General features: G+C 56.5%; 16 protein-coding genes. 8 read left to right on the forward strand and 8 right to left on the reverse strand.

All coding sequences use genetic code 11. From position 1 onward, the window contains the following. Positions 1–185: 185 nt before the first annotated feature. Together ACR0IU_RS16255 and ACR0IU_RS16260 are read left to right on the forward strand one after the other, a co-directional pair. Complete coding sequence (locus tag ACR0IU_RS16255; protein ID WP_480716981.1) at positions 186–2408, forward strand: HEAT repeat domain-containing protein; 2223 nt, start codon at positions 186–188, stop codon at positions 2406–2408. A 216-nt stretch (positions 2409–2624) separates the two neighbouring features. Then, positions 2625–4100 (forward strand): NAD-dependent succinate-semialdehyde dehydrogenase, encoded by a 1476-nt coding sequence (locus ACR0IU_RS16260; RefSeq protein ID WP_480716982.1) that lies wholly within the window; start codon positions 2625–2627, stop codon positions 4098–4100. Positions 4101–4158: 58 nt separating this feature from the next. Here ACR0IU_RS16260 and ACR0IU_RS16265 read toward each other — a convergent pair whose 3' ends face one another. The 4 genes from ACR0IU_RS16265 to ACR0IU_RS16280 form a co-directional block, all read right to left on the reverse strand. After that, a complete protein-coding gene (locus ACR0IU_RS16265) occupies positions 4159–5364 on the reverse strand; it encodes an MFS transporter (RefSeq protein ID WP_170471213.1) in 1206 nt (401 codons plus the stop codon). Between the two features lie 179 nt (positions 5365–5543). Further along, the gene (locus ACR0IU_RS16270) at positions 5544–5975 is read right to left on the reverse strand and encodes a universal stress protein (RefSeq protein ID WP_010443038.1); all 432 of its coding nucleotides are present in this window, start codon (positions 5973–5975) and stop codon (positions 5544–5546) included. Then, a complete protein-coding gene (locus tag ACR0IU_RS16275) occupies positions 5972–8581 on the reverse strand; it encodes a TRAP transporter permease (RefSeq protein WP_480716983.1) in 2610 nt (869 codons plus the stop codon). The genes ACR0IU_RS16270 and ACR0IU_RS16275 overlap by 4 nt, the downstream gene beginning before the upstream one ends. Positions 8582–8688: 107 nt before the next feature. After that, positions 8689–9651 (reverse strand): TAXI family TRAP transporter solute-binding subunit, encoded by a 963-nt coding sequence (locus ACR0IU_RS16280; protein WP_010443036.1) that lies wholly within the window; start codon positions 9649–9651, stop codon positions 8689–8691. A gap of 244 nt (positions 9652–9895) precedes the next feature. Here ACR0IU_RS16280 and ACR0IU_RS16285 point away from each other — a divergent pair, with 244 nt between their 5' ends. After that, positions 9896–12286 carry an ATP-binding protein gene (locus ACR0IU_RS16285; protein WP_480716984.1) on the forward strand — a complete coding sequence of 797 codons (2391 nt, stop codon included), beginning with the start codon at positions 9896–9898 and terminating at the stop codon, positions 12284–12286. Further along, positions 12283–12900 carry a response regulator transcription factor gene (locus ACR0IU_RS16290; RefSeq protein ID WP_480716985.1) on the forward strand — a complete coding sequence of 206 codons (618 nt, stop codon included), beginning with the start codon at positions 12283–12285 and terminating at the stop codon, positions 12898–12900. The genes ACR0IU_RS16285 and ACR0IU_RS16290 overlap by 4 nt, the downstream gene beginning before the upstream one ends. A gap of 278 nt (positions 12901–13178) precedes the next feature. Here ACR0IU_RS16290 and ACR0IU_RS16295 read toward each other — a convergent pair whose 3' ends face one another. Genes ACR0IU_RS16295 through ACR0IU_RS16305 form a run of 3 tightly spaced genes read right to left on the reverse strand, consistent with a single transcriptional unit; the run spans position 13179 to position 16181 of the window. Then, positions 13179–14177 carry an ABC transporter substrate-binding protein gene (locus ACR0IU_RS16295; RefSeq protein WP_480716986.1) on the reverse strand — a complete coding sequence of 333 codons (999 nt, stop codon included), beginning with the start codon at positions 14175–14177 and terminating at the stop codon, positions 13179–13181. After that, a complete protein-coding gene (locus ACR0IU_RS16300) occupies positions 14156–15523 on the reverse strand; it encodes a sensor histidine kinase (RefSeq protein ID WP_480716987.1) in 1368 nt (455 codons plus the stop codon). Before ACR0IU_RS16300 ends, ACR0IU_RS16295 begins: the two co-directional genes overlap by 22 nt. Further along, positions 15513–16181: a response regulator transcription factor gene (locus ACR0IU_RS16305; RefSeq protein WP_480716988.1), complete on the reverse strand. Its 669-nt coding sequence runs from the start codon at positions 16179–16181 to the stop codon at positions 15513–15515. Before ACR0IU_RS16305 ends, ACR0IU_RS16300 begins: the two co-directional genes overlap by 11 nt. A gap of 109 nt (positions 16182–16290) precedes the next feature. Between ACR0IU_RS16305 and ACR0IU_RS16310 the strand changes: the two genes are divergently transcribed. From ACR0IU_RS16310 to ACR0IU_RS16325, 4 genes are all read left to right on the forward strand, one after another. Beyond that, on the forward strand, positions 16291–17271 hold the full coding sequence (locus ACR0IU_RS16310) for a Bug family tripartite tricarboxylate transporter substrate binding protein (protein WP_170542439.1): 981 nt from the start codon (positions 16291–16293) through the stop codon (positions 17269–17271). A gap of 69 nt (positions 17272–17340) precedes the next feature. Next, positions 17341–17823 (forward strand): tripartite tricarboxylate transporter TctB family protein, encoded by a 483-nt coding sequence (locus tag ACR0IU_RS16315; protein ID WP_170471194.1) that lies wholly within the window; start codon positions 17341–17343, stop codon positions 17821–17823. Position 17824: 1 nt separating this feature from the next. Next, positions 17825–19336 (forward strand): tripartite tricarboxylate transporter permease, encoded by a 1512-nt coding sequence (locus ACR0IU_RS16320; protein ID WP_170471192.1) that lies wholly within the window; start codon positions 17825–17827, stop codon positions 19334–19336. Beyond that, a complete protein-coding gene (locus tag ACR0IU_RS16325; RefSeq protein ID WP_480716989.1) occupies positions 19326–20513 on the forward strand; it encodes a CaiB/BaiF CoA transferase family protein in 1188 nt (395 codons plus the stop codon). The genes ACR0IU_RS16320 and ACR0IU_RS16325 overlap by 11 nt, the downstream gene beginning before the upstream one ends. 199 nt (positions 20514–20712) lie before the next feature. Here the strand turns inward: ACR0IU_RS16325 and ACR0IU_RS16330 are convergent, their stop codons facing one another. Then, positions 20713–22200, reverse strand: a complete 1488-nt coding sequence (locus ACR0IU_RS16330; protein WP_480716990.1) for a heme biosynthesis HemY N-terminal domain-containing protein — start codon at positions 22198–22200, stop codon at positions 20713–20715. Between the last annotated feature and the right edge of the window lie 2 nt (positions 22201–22202).

The following is a 22202-nucleotide window of genomic DNA, read 5'->3' on the forward strand; positions in this document are numbered from 1 at the left end:
GATAGGCGGGCAGAGTTGACGTTCAGTTTATCACTTCTTGGACGGCATCTATTGCCCAAATTCAACGGCCTGAGACCTTCATCTCAATCCAAATAGCTGGCGCGCAGCATTCAAATGTCAGCGCAAAATGCTCTGCCGTGAAAACCATTTCCCAGAAAAATGCCCAAATGATAGGCTGAGAAATTATGGAAAGCCGACCAAATCGTCGATTAGCAGCTATTTTAGCCGCCGATATCGCAGGCTATTCAAGACTGGTCGGTTTGGATGAAGAAGGCACCATAGACAAACTGCGTTTGATCCGTGTCGAAGTCATCGAGCCATTGGTCTCAGGGCATTCGGGGCGCATTGCGAACACGGCAGGTGACAGCTTTCTGATCGAATTCCATAGCGCGGTCGATGCGGTGCGTGCGGCGGTCGAGATACAATCGGAACTTTTGAAAAGAAACTCAGATATCGAACCTGACCGCGCCATCGTTTTTCGGATCGGATTGAATGTCGGTGATGTCGTCTCGAACGCGAATGACATATTGGGCGACGGCGTCAACGTGGCCGCGCGGCTTGAGGCATTGGCGGAACCGGGTGGAATTATCGCGTCGCAGTCGATCGTTGAGTATGCCCGCAACAAGGTTCCTTTCAGGTTTGAGTCAATTGGTCCGCAATCAGTCAAGAACATCGCAGAACCTGTTGAGGCTTTCCGAATAGAAACTGATGCGGCACCATTTCTTTCAAAGCCGAAAGCGACGAATGCGCCACGGTTTCTTAAGTTGGCTACGGCTATGGCTGTGCTGATATTCATGGGGTATTTCGGGGCAATGACCTGGAAAAAGGGGCAACTGCGCGCTTCAGAAGCGCAATTGGCCTACCCGCTACCAGACTTGCCATCAATTGCCGTGCTTCCGTTGACAAATTTTACCAGCGACCCGTCCAACAAAATGCTGATCGACGGCGTTTCCGAGGACCTGATTACGGATTTATCCCGCATTTCCGGTTTATTTGTCATCGCGGGAAATACCTCTTTCGCTTTTCAGGACCGCGACATTGATGTTCCAGGCTTTGCCGAAAAACTGGGTGTTCGATACGTCGTCGATGGAAGTCTTAGACGCACCGACGAAGGTTTTCGGGTCAATATCCGCCTGACCGACACGGTAAACGGTAGATTGATTTGGGCCGAACGTTTCGATGGTGAAATTGACGAGATTTTTGACCTGCAAAACAACATTGTGCTGGCGATTGCGCAGGAGCTTGATGTTCCTCTCGATTCTCAAAGTCGAATCGCAATCGAAAACGTAGAAACGGAAACCATCGAAGCACGCGAAGCATTCCAGCGCGGTTGGGAACTTTATTCGCGTTTCAATGAACGCGACAATCTGGCTGCAATTCCGCATTTCGAACGCGCAGTCGAGTTGGACCCTGATTATGGGCGTGCCTGGGCGGCTCTTGCTCTGGCACATTTACGACCGCACATTTTCCACCATTGGACAGGCTTCGCAGGCGCTGACGAACAGATGCATATTGGTCTGTTCTATAAATACTTCCGCGAACTGACGCAGCAGGACACCTCATTGATCCACGTCGTCCGGGCGATAGTCAGTCTCAACCTTCCTGATTGGGACAGTGCCCAGGGCGTAAGTCGGGGAACGGATGAAGCCAGGCAAGAGGCTGCAAAAGCCATTGCCCTGCAACCCAGCGACCCAGAGGCGCATTTGACAATGGGATGGGCCCTGATTGCGGGCGGTGAACCTGAGGAAGGACTGGCCTTTGTACAGGCTGCAATGCGTCTCGACCCTGCGTATCCCAGCCACTACGCGTTGTTTGAAGGTGCCGCGCTTTTTGCAATGGATGATCTGAACGGCGCAGAGGCGGCCATATTGCATGAACTGGATCGGAACCCTCAGGCAATTGAATTGATGCCATTTGCGGCCTCGGTTTTGGCCTTAAATGGCGATCGGAGCTCTGCGCGGGCAATGATCGATCGATGGCAGAAGGGAAAGCATGAGCGGGTTCTGAACGAAGTTGTTCGCGAGTACTTCTTTATCGTGCGCTGGATTGGCGCGCAGCAGTATTTGAACAATCGCTTGAAAAAAGGCCTTCGATTGGCCGCGCTTGCACCGAGTACAACGATAGCAAGCCTCAAAGCCGATTTGTCACGCGGGGATGCCAAGGAACAGCGTGAAGCAGCTCAAAGATTGGCGCTGTTTGGTGCCAATGCAGCACCAGCAGTTCCTGAGTTGATCAAGCTGCTCGACAGCCCGTCGGTTTTTGTCAGAAAAGAGGCAGCCATTGCTTTGGGAGAAATTGGAGAAAGTGCCTCATCTGCGTTGCCCGCATTGGAAGCAAGCGTTGACAAATCCTTGTCGGGGAGTTTCGCTGCCCGAGCCATTGAACAGATACGCGGATACTCACAATAGTGGCGACCTTGATCTCTGCCCGGAGACAGGACCCAAACACAGAAATGGTGAGATTGTGTATACGAAAGCCATGAGGCGTGGATTGATCCTGCTGACATGTGGCGTATATGGGAACGTAATCCGATTCCTCGCACCACTAACGGTACAGGACAAAATCTTCGCCAAGGCCATGTAAATCCTCGAAGCCTCGGTCGACGCTACTAAAGGAGCCTGATCATGCTGGACACCAAAGTGACGAAACTGGAGCTGAAGGATCCCAGCCTTCTGGAAACCCGCGCCTATATCAACGGCGCATGGGTTGAGGGTGAGGCAACCTTTCCGGTTCACAACCCTGCCACCGGCGATCTGATCGCCAATGTGACGGATATCGACATCGAAGGCACCAGGCAGACCATTGATGTTGCTTATACTGCGAAAAAGGAATGGGCCGCGCAAACCGGTAAGGAACGCGGCGCGATCCTGCGCAAGTGGTTCGATCTGATGGTCGAAAACGCTGATGATCTGGCGACCATCCTGACCGCTGAGATGGGAAAACCCTGGGCTGAAGCGCGCGGAGAAATTCTGTATGGCGCGTCCTTCATCGAGTGGTTCGCGGAAGAGGCAAAGCGTATCTACGGCGACGTGATCCCCGGCCACCAGCGTGACAAGCGCATCGTGGTGCTAAAGCAGCCCGTGGGCGTGGTGGGATCGATCACACCGTGGAACTTCCCCAACGCGATGATCGCGCGCAAGGTCGGCCCGGCGCTGGCCGTGGGTTGTACGTTTGTGGCACGTCCTGCAACGCTTACACCGCTTTCAGCGCTGGCGATGGCAGTACTGGGCGAACGTGCGGGTATCCCGGCGGGCGTGCTGAACGTGATCCCCGGTACCGATAGCTCGGGTGTGGGCAATGAGCTGTGCACCAACGACAAGGTTGCCAAGATCACCTTTACCGGCTCGACCCGTGTAGGTCAGATCCTGATGCGTCAGGCGGCAGGCACCATCAAGAAGATGTCGCTGGAACTGGGCGGCAACGCGCCATTCATCGTGTTCGACGACGCCGATGTGGATGCGGCTGTGGACGGCGCGATGATCGCCAAGTTCCGCAACAACGGTCAGACCTGCGTCTGCGCCAACCGGATCTATGTGCAGGCAGGTGTCTACGATGAATTCGCCGCCAAGCTGGCCGAGAAAACAAAAGATCTGAATGTGGGCAATGGCTTTGGCGACGGCATCACCACGGGCCCGTTGATCAACGACGCAGCGGTCGCCAAGGTCGAAGAGCACATCTCGGACGCGGTATCCAAAGGCGCGACGGTCACGATGGGTGGCAAACGCTCGGATCTGGGTGGGACGTTCTTTGAACCCACCGTTCTGACCGGCGTAACCCGCGAAATGGTGGTCGCGAAGGATGAAACCTTCGGCCCCGTTGCCCCTCTGTTCAAGTTCGAAGAGGAAGACGACGTCGTTGCCATGGCCAATGACAGTGAGTTCGGTCTGGCCTCGTACTTCTACAGCCGCGATCTGGCACGCGTCTGGCGTGTGGCCGAGGCGCTGGAATCGGGCATGGTGGGCGTTAATACCGGCCTGATCTCGACCGAGGTCGCTCCGTTCGGTGGCGTCAAACAGTCCGGTCTGGGTCGTGAAGGTTCGAAATACGGGACTGAGGATTTCCTTGAGATGAAGTATCTCTGTATGGGTGAAATCCAGTAAGCGCATTCAAGTCGTCGAAAGCCAACGCACTCGCGGGTCGCTGCGGGTGCGTTTTTTTTCAGACTGAAGCGTGCCCGCGCAAACGAACCACCAAAGGCATCATCGCCAACACCAAAACGGCCGAGAAAAAGAAGGGTGCGCCCGGAAGGTAGACGCCTTCAGCATCGACTGAAGCCTGAAAAAGGCCGGTCATCACAAGGGGCGACAGGACAGCAGCAACAGATGATAGCGACGCGATGACCCCCTGCACCACACCCTGACGGTCTTCGTCGGCCTGGTTCGAGGCCATTGCCGTCATCAATGCGGGCACAAGATCAGACAAGGCGGCCAGCAAAAGAAAGACCACAAGGGCGGTGATCGTCGCTGTGAAACCAAATCCGATCATTCCAATCAGCGCGGATATCATCCCCAGCATCAATGTGCGGTAATCGCCAATCCACTTGATGAAAAGGGGCATCAATCCTCCCTGCACAATCGCCAGCAACACGCCGTAAGCAGCAAGCGACAACCCAATGTAGAGTGTCGGCCAGTCGAAAACTTCACGCGTCCAGAACGCCCAAAGGGTCGGGTAGACCATGTTGGCAAATTCAAAGATGAAAATGCACAGCAGCGGTATCGCCAGCCCTGGAAACCGGAAAGCATCAAAGATCGATTTGAACGGATTCAGATCGCGCTTGCCAAAAGGGCGGCGTTTTTCGGGTGTCAGGCTTTCGGGCAATACAAACACACCGAACAGGGCGTTCGCGGCGGATAAAACCGCAGCGATCCAGAACGGCGCGGTGATACTGATCTCGGCTGCAATGCCTCCGATGGCTGGCCCAAGCACAAACCCGATCCCGAAAGCCGCTCCAATCAGACCGAAATTTGCAGCCTTTTCAGTGGGCGAGGATATGTCGGCAATGTAAGCCGTCGCGGTGATGTAGGTTGCCCCGGCCAAACCTGCGAGCGTGCGCCCGAGAAGAAGCAACCAGAAGCTGTCAGCCAATGCCATGATCACGTAATCCAGCGCGAGCATGACCAAGGCGGCTATAAGGATCGGCCTGCGTCCGATGGCGTCCGAAATGCTGCCTACAATGGGGCCGCACAGGAACAGCGCTCCGGCATAGGCCGCCATCAGCAGCCCGCCCCAAAAAGCGCCCTGCCCGGTGTCCCCAGCACCAACGCGATCCATCAGGTCGGGCATGATGGGGAACACGATGCCGATACCGATGGCGTCGATCATCAGCGTGATCAGAATGAAGGTTATGGCTCTGCTTTTGAACATATCGCCCTATCGGACGGGTACGCGGCTAAAGCAAGAGGAAAGGGCAGAACTTTTCACTTGTCGGGCAACCGTTTTCAATCAGGACAAACTCACCCGCAGCCTTGCCATCGATGAGCGAATTGGCTGCCCCGTCGAAAGCAACCAATCTCAAGTTCCCAGCCCCCTTCGGTCCGTTCGATTTATCGCACAACATATACCGAGGTATGCGAATGACGGACGACCCGGGCCGCGTTTGGACCAAGCAGATAATCCTTAAAATCAGGCTTATGCGCACCGATCACGATCAGGTCTGATCCCGCGCTTTCGGCCGTTTTCAGTATTTCCTGATAGGCGCTGCCTGTGGCCACCACATGGCGAACCTGTGCATTGCGTTCCTCACCCAGCGTTGCAGCGCAGAGGGCGACCAGCTTTTCATGAGCCTCTTCAATCACCTTTTCATGGTGGTGGGGTTCGAAGAAACTGCTGACGAACCCCTCTCCATAATCGGGCGTCACCGTCACCACATCCAGCCGCGCGCCATCCATTTCGGCCAGCGCTGCGGCGCGTTCTAGGACAGCAACATCAAGATCGCCATTGCTGATATCCACGGCGCACAGAATAGCTTTGGTCATGCGGGTTCTCCCTGTTTTGCGGCGCGACCGCGCTGGAGGAAGGCGACAAGACCCAACAGGATCAGCGCCGGGATAAAGATCAGCTCTTTCGCGGGCTGGCTTTGCGGGGCCTGAATGCTGGTGATGCGAACGGCATCGTCAGCATAATAGTCGAACATATCCAGCTCATCCGCGACCGGCGTACCGAACATCGGCTCGTCAAGCTTGACCAGACCATCCTCTTCCAGCGTCATCAGGCCCAGAGCGTCAACGCGTGCTGTGCCATCGGCCCCTTCCGGAATGTCCAGAACGACGGTGGTTTCGGTCATATTGCCGGTGTCAAAATCCGGGCCCGCGACCTCGATCCGCATGGTGCTACCTGGCGCGGCCTCACCCACGGCCTGCGTCAGCTGTGCCGGTTCGATCTGCGCAAACGGCGGTGCGATACGGTTCATGAAGAAGTCCGGACGGAACAGCGCAAAGGCGATCAGGATCAGCGCAACGCTTTCATAGATGCGGTTCTTGGTCAGGAACCAGCCCATGGTGCCGGCGGTGAAAATCAGGATCGCAATGGTCGCAGAGACGGCCACCAATATGCCCTGTACCCAGCCCACATCGATCAGCAACAGGTCAGTGTTGAAGATGAACACGAAAGGCAGTGCAACGGTGCGCAAGCTGTAGAAGAAGGCGGTGAAGCCGGTCTTGATCGCATCCCCGCCCGAAACGGCGGCGGCCGCAAAGCTCGCCAGACCAACCGGCGGTGTTACATCAGCCATGATGCCGAAGTAGAAGACGAACAAGTGCACCGCGATCAGTGGCACGATCAGCCCGTCCTGCGCACCCAGTTCGACAACCACACCCGCCATCAGCGAGCTGACAACGATGTAGTTCGCGGTGGTCGGCAGACCCATGCCGAGGATCAGGCTCAGCAGACCGACCAGCGCCAGCATGGCAATCAGATTGCCACCTGATAGGAACTCGACCAGATCGGCCATCACCTGACCCACACCGGTCAGCGTCACCGTGCCCACGATCACGCCCGCGGTGGCGGTGGCCAGAGCGATACCGATCATGTTGCGCGCGCCGTCGATCAGCCCGTTCCACAGGTCAATGACACCCGCCATGAAGGCGTTCGCTGTGTCGCTTTCGCCGCGGAAGATGGACTTGAGCGGCTTCTGCGTGAGCAGGATCACGAACAGCAGCGAGGTTGCCCAGAAGGCTGACAAGCCGGGAGACTTCTGTTCGATCATCAGGAAATAGACCAGCACGATGATCGGCAAAAGGTAATGCAGACCAGCCTTGTAGATCTCGGCGATCACCGGCAGTTCGACCTCTTTGGCATTAGGATCGTCAGGCACCAAGTCCTCTACTCCGGAAGCCAGCCAAAGTAGGATCAGATAGGCCAGCACAATCAGCGCCGACAGGACCAGCCCCGACGCGTCGGGCATGAGCGCAACGATCGCCTTGATCGGGTACTGAATGCCGTAGCACAGCCCAGCAAAGCCCACGAAGAACAGCGCCATGCCGCCAATCGTACGACCCATCGAAACAACGCGGTCGCCCAATGTCGGCATGTTCCGCTTCACCGCTTCAAGATGCACGATATAGACCAGCGCGATGTAGGAAATTGCAGCAGGCAGGAATGCATGGGTGATCACCTCAACGTAGGAGATGCCTACATATTCCACCATCAGGAAGGCCGCAGCGCCCATCACGGGCGGCATAATCTGACCGTTCACGGATGAGGCAACCTCGACCGAGCCTGCCTGTTCGCTAGAAAAGCCTACACGTTTCATTAGCGGGATGGTGAACGTACCGGTCGTCACAACGTTTGCGATGGATGACCCCGAGATCAGGCCGGTCGCTGCCGAACCCACCACAGCCGCTTTGGCCGGGCCACCGCGCAGGTGTCCTAGTGCGCCAAAGGCCATCTTGATGAAGTAGTTGCCCGCGCCCGCCTTATCCAGCAGTGCGCCGAACAGCACGAACAGGAAGACGAACTTGGTTGAAACGCCCAGCGCGATGCCAAAGACACCTTCGGACGTGATCCACATATGGCTCATCGCCTTTTGCAGGCTGGCCCCTTTCCAGCGGATCACCTCGGGCACCCACTCGGAGGAACCGAAGAAGACGTAGGCGAGAAAGATCGTGGCAATGATAGCCATCGCAGGGCCAAGCGCGCGACGCGCGGCCTCAAACAGCAGCAGTAGGCCGACAAGGGCGAACCATTTGTCGGTGTCGTCTGCAAGGCCGCCTGCATCAACGATCTTTTGGTAGAAGAAATAGCCGTAAAGCGCCAGGAATGCGCCGACGACCCCCATAATCCAGTCTTGAACAGGGATATAGTTTCGCGGGCTGGATTTAAGCGCCGGATAGGCCGAGAAGGCCAGGAACATCGCAAAGGCCAGATGTATCTGGCGCGAGTTATTCACCACGCTGCCCGGCAGCAGGTAATTCGATAAGGGAGAGGCCAGAACGACCTGAAACACCGACCACAAGACCGCAACGATCGCTAGAAACAGCCCGACATTTCCCGCCGGATCACGCGCGCCTGCATCTGATGAGGCAACCAGTTCCTGAAGCTCTTCTTCGGAAAGAGGGCGGTTGCCCTGTGTGTCGGAACTCATGTTGGTATCTCCCTGTCCTTCGGCCTTGGTTTTTGCAGCCGTCTTGTCTCCGGTTTAGCCCGGATATGAATCGGGGCGCCCCGAAAGGCGCCCCGTGTCAGGTCTGGTTACTGAATCCAGCCTTTTTCTTTATAGTACTTCTCTGCACCTGGATGCAGCGGTGCGGACAGGCCATCCGCAATCATCTCTTCCGGTTTCAGGTTGGCAAATGCCGGGTGCAGCTTTTTAAAGTCATCGAAGTTCTCGAAGACTGAGCTGACAACCGCATAAACCGCATCTTCGGAAACGTCTGCCGAGGTCACGAAGGTCGCGCCTACACCAAAGGTCGATGTGTCGCCGTCCGAACCACGGTACATACCACCGGGGATGGTAGCGGTACGGTAGAACGAGTTGTCACCCACCAGCTTGTCAACCGCATCGCCACTGACATTCACCAGAACCGAGTCGCACGCGGTGGTTGCTTCCTGGATCGAACCCGAGGGGTGACCCACGGTGTAAACCATCGCGTCAATCTGGTTATCACACAGAGCAGCAGACTGCTCAGCCGCTTTCAGTTCGGTCGCCAGTTCAAAATCGTCGGTGGTCCAACCCATCTCACCCAGCAGAACTTCCATGGTGCCGCGCTGACCGGAACCGGGGTTGCCGATATTGACCCGCTTGCCCTTCAGGTCTTCGAAATTCGAGATACCTGCGTCGGCACGCGCCACAACCGTGAACGGCTCTGGGTGTACCGAGAACACGGCACGCAGGTTCTCAAACGGGCCGGCTTCTTCGAATTTCGAGCTGCCGTTATACGCGTGGTACTGCCAGTCCGACTGCGCCACACCAAACTCAAGCTCGCCTTCGCGAATGGTGTTGATGTTGTAAACCGACCCCCCAGTCGACTCCACCGAACACCGGACCCCGTGCTCTTTCCGGCCCTTGTTGACCAGACGGCAGATCGCGCCACCCGTCGGGTAATATACACCCGTAACGCCGCCAGTTCCGATCGTGATAAACTCTTCTGCATATGCCGCTGGTGCCATCAGGGCCGCCGCGGCAAATGCGGTGATTGAGGATTTCTTGAACACTTTGACACTCCTGTTGTCAGTCTTTTTTAATCTGTTGGGGTGCCTGAAACCTTTCAGAACACAACACAAAAAAATCGCACTGGAATCAGGCCCCCCGATGAATAAGAGGAAAGCGAAACCAAACAGCAGGTGTCTATACGGTTGATTACGTATAGGCTTGGATTCGAAGATAGGGGAATGAGGGTAATCGGCCGCAGGTCGCGTCTTGGGTACCGATACTTGTATAAGGTCGTTTGGACAGAATTTGGACCACGCAGGACATCAAGAACTTCGTCCAGATCATGCCGAACCCGCGCGCAGGCGCAGGTCGCTGCGTGCAACGCTTGCATTGTGCCTGGGTGGGTTGCAGTTTCTCGCGATCCTTTCCGTCATCCTGTCGACCTTTGTCAGCTCGGAAAACGCGCTTTTGCGGCAATCGCGCAATTCTCTGAACGAGGTTAGCGTCAACGTCATCGGGCAGGTCAAAAGTTTCCTGAACCCAGCCCGGCAAGCATTAGATGCTACGAGGCGTCTTGCCGAAAATGACGTTCTGGACATCAGCGATGCCACGGTTTTGGAAAGCCATTTCTTCCAGCAGCTTCAGGTCGCACCACAGCTTGCTGGGATGTATCTGGCCGATGAGACGGGCAGGTTTGTCTATGTGATGCGCGCAGAAGAGGCCGGGCGCTATCGCACCAAGTACGTTCCGCCATTTCTTGATGGCACTACCGAGCATCCCGCCGATTTCAAATGGCGCAACGATCAGTTTACTCTGCTTGAGACGGCGGCCACCGACACCGATACCTATGAGGCGCGCAGTAGGCCTTGGTACCGAATGGTCTCTGAGACCAAAGCGCCGATCTGGACAGAACCCTATATCTTCTTCACGACGCGCCAGCCGGGGATCACCTATAGCGTGCCGATCTTGGACGAGGATGGAAACATCCGCGCCATTTTGGGTGTCGACATCCAGATCGACGCCCTGTCGGGATTCCTGCTGGATATCTGGTCTGAACGACGCGGCGCCGCGCTGGTTCTGAACGAAGATGGTGCGGTTCTGGCACACCCAACGCTCGTATTGATCCGGCAGGAAGCCCATATGGAAGCGCCCGAGTTGACCCGGGTGGATCAGATCGCGGACCCCATCGCGCAAATGGCGTTCGGAGATGTGGTGCAAACCGATCTAAGCGACACTGAGGGTCCTGTCCACACGGATTTCCAGCTAAACGGTCAAGACTATGTGGCGATGCTGATCGAGGTGTCCGAGCCGGGGCTGCGTTGGCTAATCGGCCTTTATGCGGCCGAGGACAACTTTATTGGCGAGATCAAGAAGAACCGGACACAAGGCGTCTGGATCGCGCTGGCCATCGCCATTCTGACCGGCGCAATCGGGCTTGCCATGGCCGACCGGATCTATGCCCCGGTGCGCACCTTTGCCAGTCAGAGCCAGCAACTGTTCAGTGGAGAGATCACGCCCGAAGAAGGTTTGCACAGCCCTTATCGTGAGCTGGAAGATACCGGCGTGGCTCTGACGCAAGAGGTCAAACAACGTCAACGATTCGAAACCGCCTATGGCCGCACCTTCGATCTGGCCTCGCGGGGGATGGCCCAGATCTCGCCCGAGACGGGGCGGTTTCTACGGACCAACGAACAGCTTTGCGACATCATGGGGTATAAGCCGGAAGAACTGGAGAAGATGACGCTGGCCGACATTCTGCCCGAAGACGGTCATCAGATTGCGGTCAAGTTCCGCGAAACCCTGCTGCAGGATTCCGAGTTCATAATAGAGAGCCAGTTTATCCGCAAAAACGGATCACCGATCTGGCTGCGGGTCAACGCAATCCTGATCCGCGATGAAAGTGGCATACCCGATCACGCAGTTGCCATTATCGATGATGTGAGTGATCGGAAGCAGGCCGAGGATGAGGCCGGCCGCCTTAGCCGCGATCTGTCCCATGTGGCGAGGGTCAACTTGATGGGTGAGATGGCATCCGGGCTGGCGCATGAGCTGAACCAGCCACTTAGCGCGATCTCATATAACGTTGACGCTGCGAAGATCACGTTGGATGAAATCGGCGATCCCGATCCTGAACTAACCGAGATCCTTTCGGATATCGACCGCCAGTCTCGCCGCGCAGGCGACATCATCCGCGCCCTGCGCGAAGTGGTGCGAAAGGATCGCGGACGTCAAACCCCGTTTGAGCTGAGCGGGCTGATCCGGCAAACCGTCAGTCTGATGGAGGCCGAGGCGAAACTGCATGAGATCAAGTTGCATTTTGAGGAATCCGGCCTTCCCCCGGTGATCGGAAACCGGACACAGATCGCGCAGGTGCTGGTCAATCTGCTGCGCAATGCAATTGATGCTCTGGCGCGTGATCCGGTCGCGAAAGGCCAGATCAACATTATGACCCGAACCACAGATGAAATGGTCGAAGTCCATGTGCAGGACAACGGTCCCGGCGTCAGTGATGATGTCACTTTGTTCAATACATTCGACACGCAAAAGACCGACGGAATGGGCCTGGGCCTGTCCATTTGCAGAACCATTGTCAAAGCCAATGGCGGAACGATTTGGTATGAACCCACCGAAACAACAGGCGCATGCTTTTGTTTCACCCTGCGCCGCAGTGACTTATCCGAGGAAAATCAGGAATGATCTTTGATCCGCAGGTTGTATACATCGTCGATGACGACGAAGATGTGCGTATCGCCCTGTCGCGCTCCCTCAGCAAACGTGGGATGCAGGTCGAACACTTTCCGGATGCACAGGCCTTTCTGAACCAAGTGCATGAAGATGCAAAAGGATGCCTGATCCTTGATTACGGAATGCCGGGGATGGACGGGCTGGAACTGCAGGATCATCTGAACCGGCGCGACTCGACCCTCCCGGTCATATTCATCTCAGGCCATGGGGGCATTCCGGAATCGGTCCGCGCCACAAAGGCAGGCGCAATTGACTTTCTGGAGAAACCTTTCGACCTGCAGGTGCTGGTTGAACGAATACAGGCCGCTTTCGATCTTGGCACAAAACTACGCACCGATAAAACAAGGCGTCGGATGCTTGCAGATAAGCGCAGACTTTTGACCGAGCGCGAGGAACAGGTGCTGCAGCATATTCTGACCCACCCCTCGCGGACATCTAGCAAAGAGATTGCCACTGCACTGGGAATAAGCCCTCGCACGGTGGAAATTCATCGGGGACGCATCCAACAGAAGGTTGGTGTGAAAACGACCATCGAGCTGTATGAGTTATTTGGGCAGATGCACTGATCGTAAGCGTTACGACGTACACGCCCACAACTTGATTTGGCGCAGCAGTAATACTGAGCCTTGGTCCTAGGCATCCTCTGCGGATGTGTAGCAATTACTCATCGAGCGCCTGTGCTTAGATGCGTTATCCTGCGAGGTCGGCAAAAGTCGAAAGGCAGATGCTGTTTGGCTTGCGAATTGCGTCTTGCAGATCATATTGGCATTTTCGATACCGGCCCGCCCAATGCGACGGCAACATTGGCAAACGGACCCGATTGGTACAATCGGCCCCTGCATCACTATTGGATAACAGCGTTTTCCCAGGCCGAGATAAACTTTCTGCGTTTCAATACGTCCAGATAGGTCAGCAGCGCAGGGTTTAGTCCGATTGCCTCCTGTTCGCTATCGGCGGATGCAGACAAGACCGGCAGAGGCGAACGCTCAGGACTTTGTGCCGTACCGTTAATCAGATAACGCACAAATGCTTCGGCAACCTCAGGTTTTAGTGTCGCCTTAGAAACCATGACCGTTCTCATCATCGTAGTCTGGAAATCAGACGGCAATATGATTTCAAGAGCACCCTCACCTTCAGTCTGAGCCGCCGCGTAGCTGCCCAGCACGTTATAGGCGACCAGAACTTTCCCGTCGGCCAGATCGCGGATCATATCGCCGGAGCAGCAATATAGCCGGACGCCCAGACCGCCCATCACCTCCATCAGGCGCCAATAGGTTTCCGACGCACGCGCATCCTGCGTGGCGAACAGATAGCCCAGCCCGGATTGTCGTACGTCATAAGTTCCAACCTTGCCTCGAAACACCTCGGGCCGTTCTCGCAGCGCTTCGATCAGGCCCTGACGCGTTTGCGGGATGGTTTGGCCTTCGAAAGCTGCGCGGTTGACCACAATGGTGGCGGGCTCGGAGGTAAAGGCAAACAGACTGTCGTGCCACTGCGCCCAAGCAGGAATGGGCATACCGTCCAGAGGCAGTGCAAACCCGTCATTGGCGAGTTTCAATTGCAGGTCCATGGCACTTGAGATGACAACGTCAAATGCATCTGGTGTTGCTCGAACGCGCTCGTAGATATCGGCAGTCCCTGACACCAAATATTCGACACTAATCTGAGGGTTTCTTGCAACAAACTCTTCGATGAACGGTGCGAACAGAACGGTGTCGGTGCTCGATATGACACGCAAGGGCGTGCCCTCCGCGCCATCGTTGAACAACCGGCGATCTTCCCAGTCGTCCGCGGTTCCAACATGCGGAAGCAGCAAAAATATCAGAGCGATAAAATAACGCACGCGCCGCCCTCTAATTGATTGGTCAGAACCAGCGTGCCGCCGTGGGCTGTTGCCACGTCCTGTACAATGGTCAGCCCCAAGCCCGAACCAATGGTCCCTGTGGCGTTCTGGCCTCTCTCAAACCTGCGGGTCAACGTGTCAATCTCATCAGGTGGAAACCCCGGGCCAGAATCTTTGACGCTGATCTGGATCTGAGGCGTTGCCGTCACGTTGATTTCAACGGTGCTGTCGGGGGGTGCGTATTTCAGAGCGTTGTCGACCATGTTACGCACGGCGTTCTGCAACAGGATCGGATCACCTGAATACTGAACCGAAGCATCACCCGTCAGAGACAACGAAAGGTCTTTCATTTCGGCGATGGGCGTCAGGCGCTGCACAAGTTCATGGGTCAAAGCAACAAGATCGAGGTCTTCGCGTTCCAGATGATCGGCCCGGAATGTGATCATGGCATGATCCAGAAGTTGCCCTGCCGCCCGAGAGCTTTCGTCAATAGCCCGCACCATCGCACGCAAAGCTTCGCGATTTTCCTTGCGTTCGACGCGTTGCAAGGTCGCCTCGGCATAGGACCGGACAGTCGCCAACGGAGTACGCACCCGGTGCGCCGCCTCTGCGATGAAATCTTCCGATTGGCTGAGAGACTGATCCAGCCGCCCCATCAGGGAATTCAGCGAAGACACCAGAGGTGCCATTTCCTTGGGCACCGGTTTTCGGAACGGGCTCAGGTCCTGCGGTCCGCGACGGGTCACCGAGGTGGTTAGCTTGTTTAACTGTCCGATGGTTGCTGTTGTAACCCAAAAAGACAATGCCGCGGTCAGCACAAAAAAGCCGATCCCCAGAAAGGCCGCATTGCGCGAGATCTGATCCAACGTTTCGGCCAGTGCATCCTGCGTCTGCGCAAGCGCGACCTCGATTTCGGTCTGACGGCCCAGACCGACCAATGTGCGGCTGGCGTTGACCTGCCGAACGCGCTCACCCCGAAGCTCACCCGCATTGAAGGTCCAGTTGCCATCCCTCGTATCTTGGGCAAGCTGAAGATCGTCATAGCCCGATATGAATGCACCATCCTGATAGATTGCATAGAACACTCGGTCATCCGACGGGGTCGCCAGCATAGAAAACGCGGCATAGGGAATATCGATCTCGAGCTGCCCATCACGCAGCGCAGCTGCATCCAGGATCGAGGCCGCCGACGCGCCGAGGATGTTGTCCTGCCCCTGCTGGGCCACTTGCGCTGCATAATTTCGGACCGCGAAGAACAGTAGAACGGCCAATAATGCCGCGCCGCTGATCAGCGCCAGCACAAGCCGGTTTCTGAGCGATCCATAGACAGCCGGACTAACCGTCATGGTCCAGCCTGTAGCCCAGCCCGCGCAACGTGGTGATTTTCAGTTCGGATTTCTCAAGGTGCTTGCGCAGTCGACCCACATAGACCTCAATCGCGTTGTCCGAGATGTTGTCGTCGTAAGAAAACAACCTGTCGGCCAGCTTCTGTTTCGAAAAAACCTGACCTGGCGCGTTTATGAACAGCTCCATCATCCGCAGCTCGCGATTGCGCAAGGATATCGTTTCTCCCCGCACGCTCAAATGGCCTGCGACAGGGTCAAACACGATCCCGCCGACCTCGATCCTTGATTTGGCAATCCCTGATTTGCGCCGCAAAACTGCCCGGCAACGGGCTTCTAGCTCGGCGTGATCAAAGGGCTTGGTCACATAGTCATCCGCCCCCAAATCGAGCGATCCGATTCGATCCGAAACCTGACTGCGAGCGGTCAAAACGATAACTGGCGTATCCGGATCACGGACCCGATGACGCTGCAAAAAGTCCCGGCCATCTCCATCGGGCAGCATGATATCCAGCAGGATCAGATCATATTCCTCGATCTCAGCATAAGCCGTTGCATCGTCCAATTTCTCTGCATGATCAACGACATGACCATCCAGGCGCATGCGCGCACACATCGCATTTGCAAGATCCAGGTTATCTTCGACCAGAAGGAATTTCATGAGGGCTGGGGTGCTTCCTAACGCGTGACAGGTTGATGTCAGGTTCGTGTGGTTAAACTTCAGAATAATCTGAGCCGCCCCGCGGCCGGATGTCAAATGGGAGGACATCATGACAACATTCAAACTGGGCCGTCGTGCCCTGATCGCAGCCGTTGCTGCCGTTGGTCTAACCGGACCTGCATTGGCGCAAGACCAGGTCGTGGACAGCATCCACTTTCTGATCCCCGGTGGCGCCGGCGGCGGTTGGGACGGAACCGCACGCGGAACTGGCGAAGCCCTGACCAATGCAGGTCTTGTGGGCACGGCATCCTATGAAAACATGTCAGGCGGCGGTGGCGGTAAAGCCATCGGCTATTTGATCGAAAATGCCGAAAGCAACCACGGAACGCTGATGGTCAATTCGACGCCTATCGTGATCCGGTCTCTGACGGGCGTGTTCCCGCATAACTTCCGCGACCTGACTTTGGTGTCGGGCACCATCGGTGACTATGCGGCAATCGTTGTTGGCAAGGACAGCCCGATCAACTCTATGGCAGACCTGCTTGCAGCCTATGACGCCGATCCAGGTGCCACGGCAATTGGCGGCGGCTCGGTTCCGGGCGGCATGGACCATCTGGTGGCAGCCATGGTGATGGAAGCAGCCGGCAAAGATGCGCTGGGCGTCAAATACATCCCTTACGATGCAGGCGGTAAGGCCATGGCGGCACTGCTGTCTGGCGAAATCGCAGCCTTGTCGACTGGCTTCTCGGAAGCTGTCGATCTGGCCAATCAGGGTGAGGTGAAAATCATCGGCGTTACCTCTGAGGAGCGCGTAGACGCGGCACCCGACGCCCAGACGATGAAGGAACAGGGTATCGACACCACCTTCGTCAACTGGCGTGGTTTCTTTGCGGCACCCGGACTGCCCGAAGACAAGCTGGCCGCCTATCAGGACGCCATCACAAAAATGTATGATACACCTGAATGGGAAGAAGTACGCGCGCGCAACGGTTGGGTGAACATCCACAACTCGGGCGACGACTTCTCTGCTTTCCTTGAAGATCAAGAAAAGCAGATCAGCGATCTGATGAAGAAACTGGGCTTCCTCTAAAGGCGGCTTCGGCAGAGCGGTCCTCCGCTCTGCCCCCAAACTCACAACAATAATACGGGAGGGGACACCATGGCGCTGGATCGCTGGATCGCGCTTGTTCTGCTGGGGATTTGTCTAACCTATGGCTATGCAGCCTGGTTCACGATGGACGGCAGCCTGCCCCCTTTCATGCAAAGGAACCCGATATGGCCCAGCACCTTCCCCAAGGTCCTGTCCATACTGGGGATAATCGCTTGCACAATCATCCTTCTGGGCTTTGAGAAAAGTGAAATAAAAGAGGCGGATATCGACTACCGCCGCCTTGGCGAATACCACCTTGGGCAAGCGATTTCACTGCTGGTTCTGATGGTCGTCTACGCCCTGTGTCTGCGCCCCGTCGGATTTCTGATCGCGACATCGGGCTTTTTGATTATCGGCTCGTACATTCTGGGTGAACGTAAGTGGCATATCATGGTGCCTGTGGCCCTGATCGCAACCGGATCGGTCTGGTATCTGGTTCAGGAAGTTCTTGGAATTTACATGCGCCCACTGCCCGGCGTTTTCGGAGGCTGACATGCTTGAAGGACTTCTGATCGGTCTGCAAACGGCCTTTTCGCTTCAAAACCTATTGATGGTCATCGCGGGGTGCCTGATCGGTACATTCATCGGCATGTTGCCCGGGCTAGGGCCAATGTCGATCATCGCGATCATGATCCCGGTCGCAATTTCGATGGGAGATCCATCCGCTGCTCTGATCCTTCTCGCGGGCGTCTACTATGGCGCGATTTTCGGTGGCTCAACTTCATCCATCCTGCTGAACGCGCCGGGGGTCGCGGGCACAGTGGCGTCAAGCTTTGATGGCTATCCTATGGCGCGACAAGGCAAAGCCGGTAAAGCGCTGACCATTGCTGCGATCGCAAGTTTCGCAGGAGGTACGATCGGGGCAATCTTATTGATGGTATTCGCCCCGGCGCTGTCTTCCGTCGCGCTGTTGTTTCATTCCGCCGAATATTTTGCGCTGATGGTCGTTGGCTTGTCAGCCATTGCGGCATTTGCCGGTTCGGGTCAGGTGGCAAAGGCGCTGATCATGACCATTCTCGGCCTGATCATGGCCACCGTTGGCGAGGGTGCGCTGTTCAACCTGCCGCGCTTCACTATGGGCATCATGGACCTGCAATCCGGCTTTGGCTTCATCACGCTGGCCATGGCAATGTTTGCCTTGCCCGAGGCGCTTTTCCTCGTCCTCAAGCCCAAGAATCTGCAAGGCGATGATGGTGAAATCAAAGATCTGCGCATCACCAAAGACGAGGCAAAAGCCATCGCGCCGGTTATTGGACGCCAATCGACTCAGGGCTTTTTCATCGGGGTCCTGCCGGGCGCGGGCGCGACTATTGCGAGCTTCCTTGGCTATGCGGTCGAGCGCAACATCGCGCCAAAAAATGAGCAGGAAGAGTTTGGAAAAGGCTCTATTAAAGGGCTTGCGGCACCTGAGGCGGCAAACAACGCGGCCTGTACCGGTTCGTTTGTGCCGCTGCTGACATTGGGCATTCCCGGATCGGGCACCACCGCGATTCTGCTAGGCGCGCTAATCGCGCTGAACGTCACACCCGGCCCGCGTTTGATGATCGACGAGCCGCAGATCTTCTGGGCGGTAATAATGTCGATGTTCATCGGTAACCTCGTCCTGCTGATCCTGAACCTGCCACTGATCCCCTACATCGCCAAAGTGCTGGCCGTTCCGCGCAACTATCTGATCCCGTTCATTCTGTTCTTCACCTTGATGGGTGCATATATCGGCCAGAACAACGCCACAGAACTGTTGATACTGGTCGGTTTCGGGGTCTGCGCGACGGCTCTTAAGTTCGCGGATTATCCACTCGCTCCCCTGCTGATTGGCTTTATCCTTGGTGGAATGATGGAGGACAATTTCGCACGCTCCATGCAGCTTTACGATGGTATCGGATTTATCTGGGAGCGCCCGATGACGCTGGCGCTACTGGTCGTCGCTGTGCTGTTGGTGCTACTGCCCAGCTACCGCGCCCGCAGAGCACGGGCACGGGCAGCCGGGATCGCCGATGGCGACTGAGCCACTCTCAGGGGTCCGCGTCCTTGACCTGACCAATGTTCTTGCGGGCCCCTATTGTTGCTATCAACTTGCCCTGATGGGCGCCGAAGTCATCAAAGTTGAACGCCCCGGCAGCGGGGACCTGGCCCGAGTGCTGGGCGCGGATCCTGAACGCAACAAGGCCGGAATGGGCATTAGCTTTCTAGCTCAAAACGCCGATAAAAAGTCTGTTACGCTGGACATGAAGGCCGAGCAGGGGAAGGCGCTACTCAAAAGGCTGGTTCAGACCGCCGACGTTCTGGTTGAGAATTTTCGCCCAGGTGTCATGGATCGACTGGGGTTGGGTTATGAAGTTCTGCGCAACGAAAATCCCAACCTGATCTATTGCGCGATCAGCGGATTCGGTCAGGATGGACCGAGGCGTGACGATCCCGCCTATGACCAGATTGTTCAGGGTATCAGCGGTGTCATGTCGATCACGGGCGCCCCAGATACGGCACCTTACCGGGTCGGCTATCCTCTGGCAGATACTGTGGGCGGATTGACCGCAGCCTTTGCCATCAGCGCGGCCTTGAACGCCAATCCACGCGGCACATTTCTGGACGTCGCGATGACCGAGGCCGTTGTCTCGACAATGGGTTGGGTCGTGTCGAACTATCTCTTGGGGGGCGTGCTGCCGGGTGCCCATGGCAACGAAAACACCACCTCGGCCCCGTCCGGTACCTTCGCCACGTCCGACGGTCCGATCAACATCGCGGCCAATCGGGATGAGCAATGGCAGGCCCTGGCAAAGCATCTAAACCGAGACGATTTGCTGACCCATCCCAACTATCAGACCCGTGAGGACCGCAAACAAAACCGGCATGCCCTTCGGCAAGAACTCGAAAGTGTGTTGACCGCCCGTCCGGCCGCAGATTGGGTTCGCGAATTGAATGCGCTCGGTGTACCGACGGGGCAAGTTTTTACAGTGCCTGAGACTTTGTCAGACAAACAACTGGATGGGAGGGGATTGATAGCGAGCCTGTCAGCTCACGGTGAAAACATGCGCCTCGCAGGCAGTCCGATAGTCATGGACGGTGAGCGGAGAACTCCCCAAGCTGCCCCGCCTACCCTTGGTGCCGATAACGCTGCGATCTGGTCCGAGCTTGGCTTATCTGACGCAGAGATCGACGCACTAAAACAAGAAGGGATCATATGAATGACGTGACCGATTGGGGTAGACGGCCTGTATTACTATGGAACCCGTGCCGATCGGCTGAGTTGCCAAACGATTGAAAGCCTGGTTGGGGCTGTTGGCGTCGCAGAAATGACTGATGGTACGTGATAGCAAAGAACCCACCACGCCTGATTACAGCTCAAACCATGCTAATGAACAGCCCTAACGAAGTATCGAACCATTAGGCCCGTTTCTCTTGCTCGATTTCAACGGGCTCGGCGTTTACTTCAATCACCTCTTCCGACTCTGGCTCGTCGACTTCTGGTTCTTCCTCGGCTTCCGATTGATCCTCAAGCGCTCCGACGATCAGCGGCAACATGTGCACACCCGTCGCACTGGCGATTTCAGGCGTCTGCGGTGTCTGCCAACTGAGCGTGTCGAAGCTGCCGCAGTTCTGGCAGACTGGACCCCATTCAGGCTGAATATCGTGGCAATTGTCGCAGACCCATTGCGGCCCGCGCGGTGCGTTCAACGCCTTGGCCAGCCAACCCTGAACCACTGCGTCCGAGGCACCCTCTCCCCGTTCAATCGCAGCCATCAGCGTATAGGCCCTGGCATCCCCCTGCTTTTCAACCACATCGCCCAGCGCGCGGCGCGCTTCGGGGAAGTCTTCGGCAACGATGTTGAGCTCGGCCAGGATCAGGCGGGTCTCCATGTTCTCCGGGTGAATCCGGGTCAGCGCCGTGAACCGCTTGACGCGTTGATCGGGCGTTTCATCCGGCGCAATCTCGGCAAAGGCATGGGCCAGATCGGGATGAGGCTGAACCTCCCATGCCTTTTTGATAATTTTGGTAGCCGCGCGCGGTTTGCCCTTTTTGATATAGGCCCGCGCGGCCATAGCAGCTGCCGGAACCAGATCGGGCGACAGGCGGTTCGCCTCAATCGCGTGTTCTTGCTGTTCGACGGTTGCCGTATCATCCAGCAGCACCTTGGCCTCGGACAAGGCCAAGACCGCGTCGCGCCGCTTGAACACATCGCGCGGCAGATACCCGGCCTTCAGCTTTGACGTCAGCGTGGACCGCGCCCCAGCCCAATCCTGCGCCTTGGTCTGCAGGTTCAACAGCACATCCTGCGTCTCTTCGTGCCGGGGCTTCAAGGCCAGAGCCTTCTCGGCCAGCTTGCGTGCGGTTTCATCGTCACCTTCAGCCAGTTTCTGCTTCATGATCCCGCGCACGCCGACAAATCGTGTGGCGTTGTTGGTGACCAGCTTCTTGTAGGTCTCTGACGCCTTCTTGGTATCGCCAGTCATCTCAGCGGCCTGCGCCACTAGAAGATTGGTCAATTCCGGCTTGTTCAGCAGCTTCTCGGCCTTGTTGGCCTTGGTCATCGCCACGCGCCCTTCACCCGAGGCCAGCGCCATCAACCCATCCGCCAGTGCCTTATATCCGCGCTTTTCCCGACTGCGGTCGAAATACCGCGACAGGGCGGTTTCATCACCGTTGAGGAATTTCAACGTCGCGATCAGCAGCGTCAGCAGTTTGAAGAACAACCAGACTGCAAACACCAGCACGCCCAGCGCGATCACCGATTGCAGCGGACCAAGCGTGTATTCCGTGCCCGCGACGGTGATCTGCACCCCGCCGGATGATTCCATCAGGAACCCTGCACCCATGGCCAGCAGGCCGATAATCGCAACAAAAACAAGGATCTTTAACAATGACCACAGCATGG

It is taken from the genome of Ruegeria sp. CL5 (assembly GCF_056536485.1).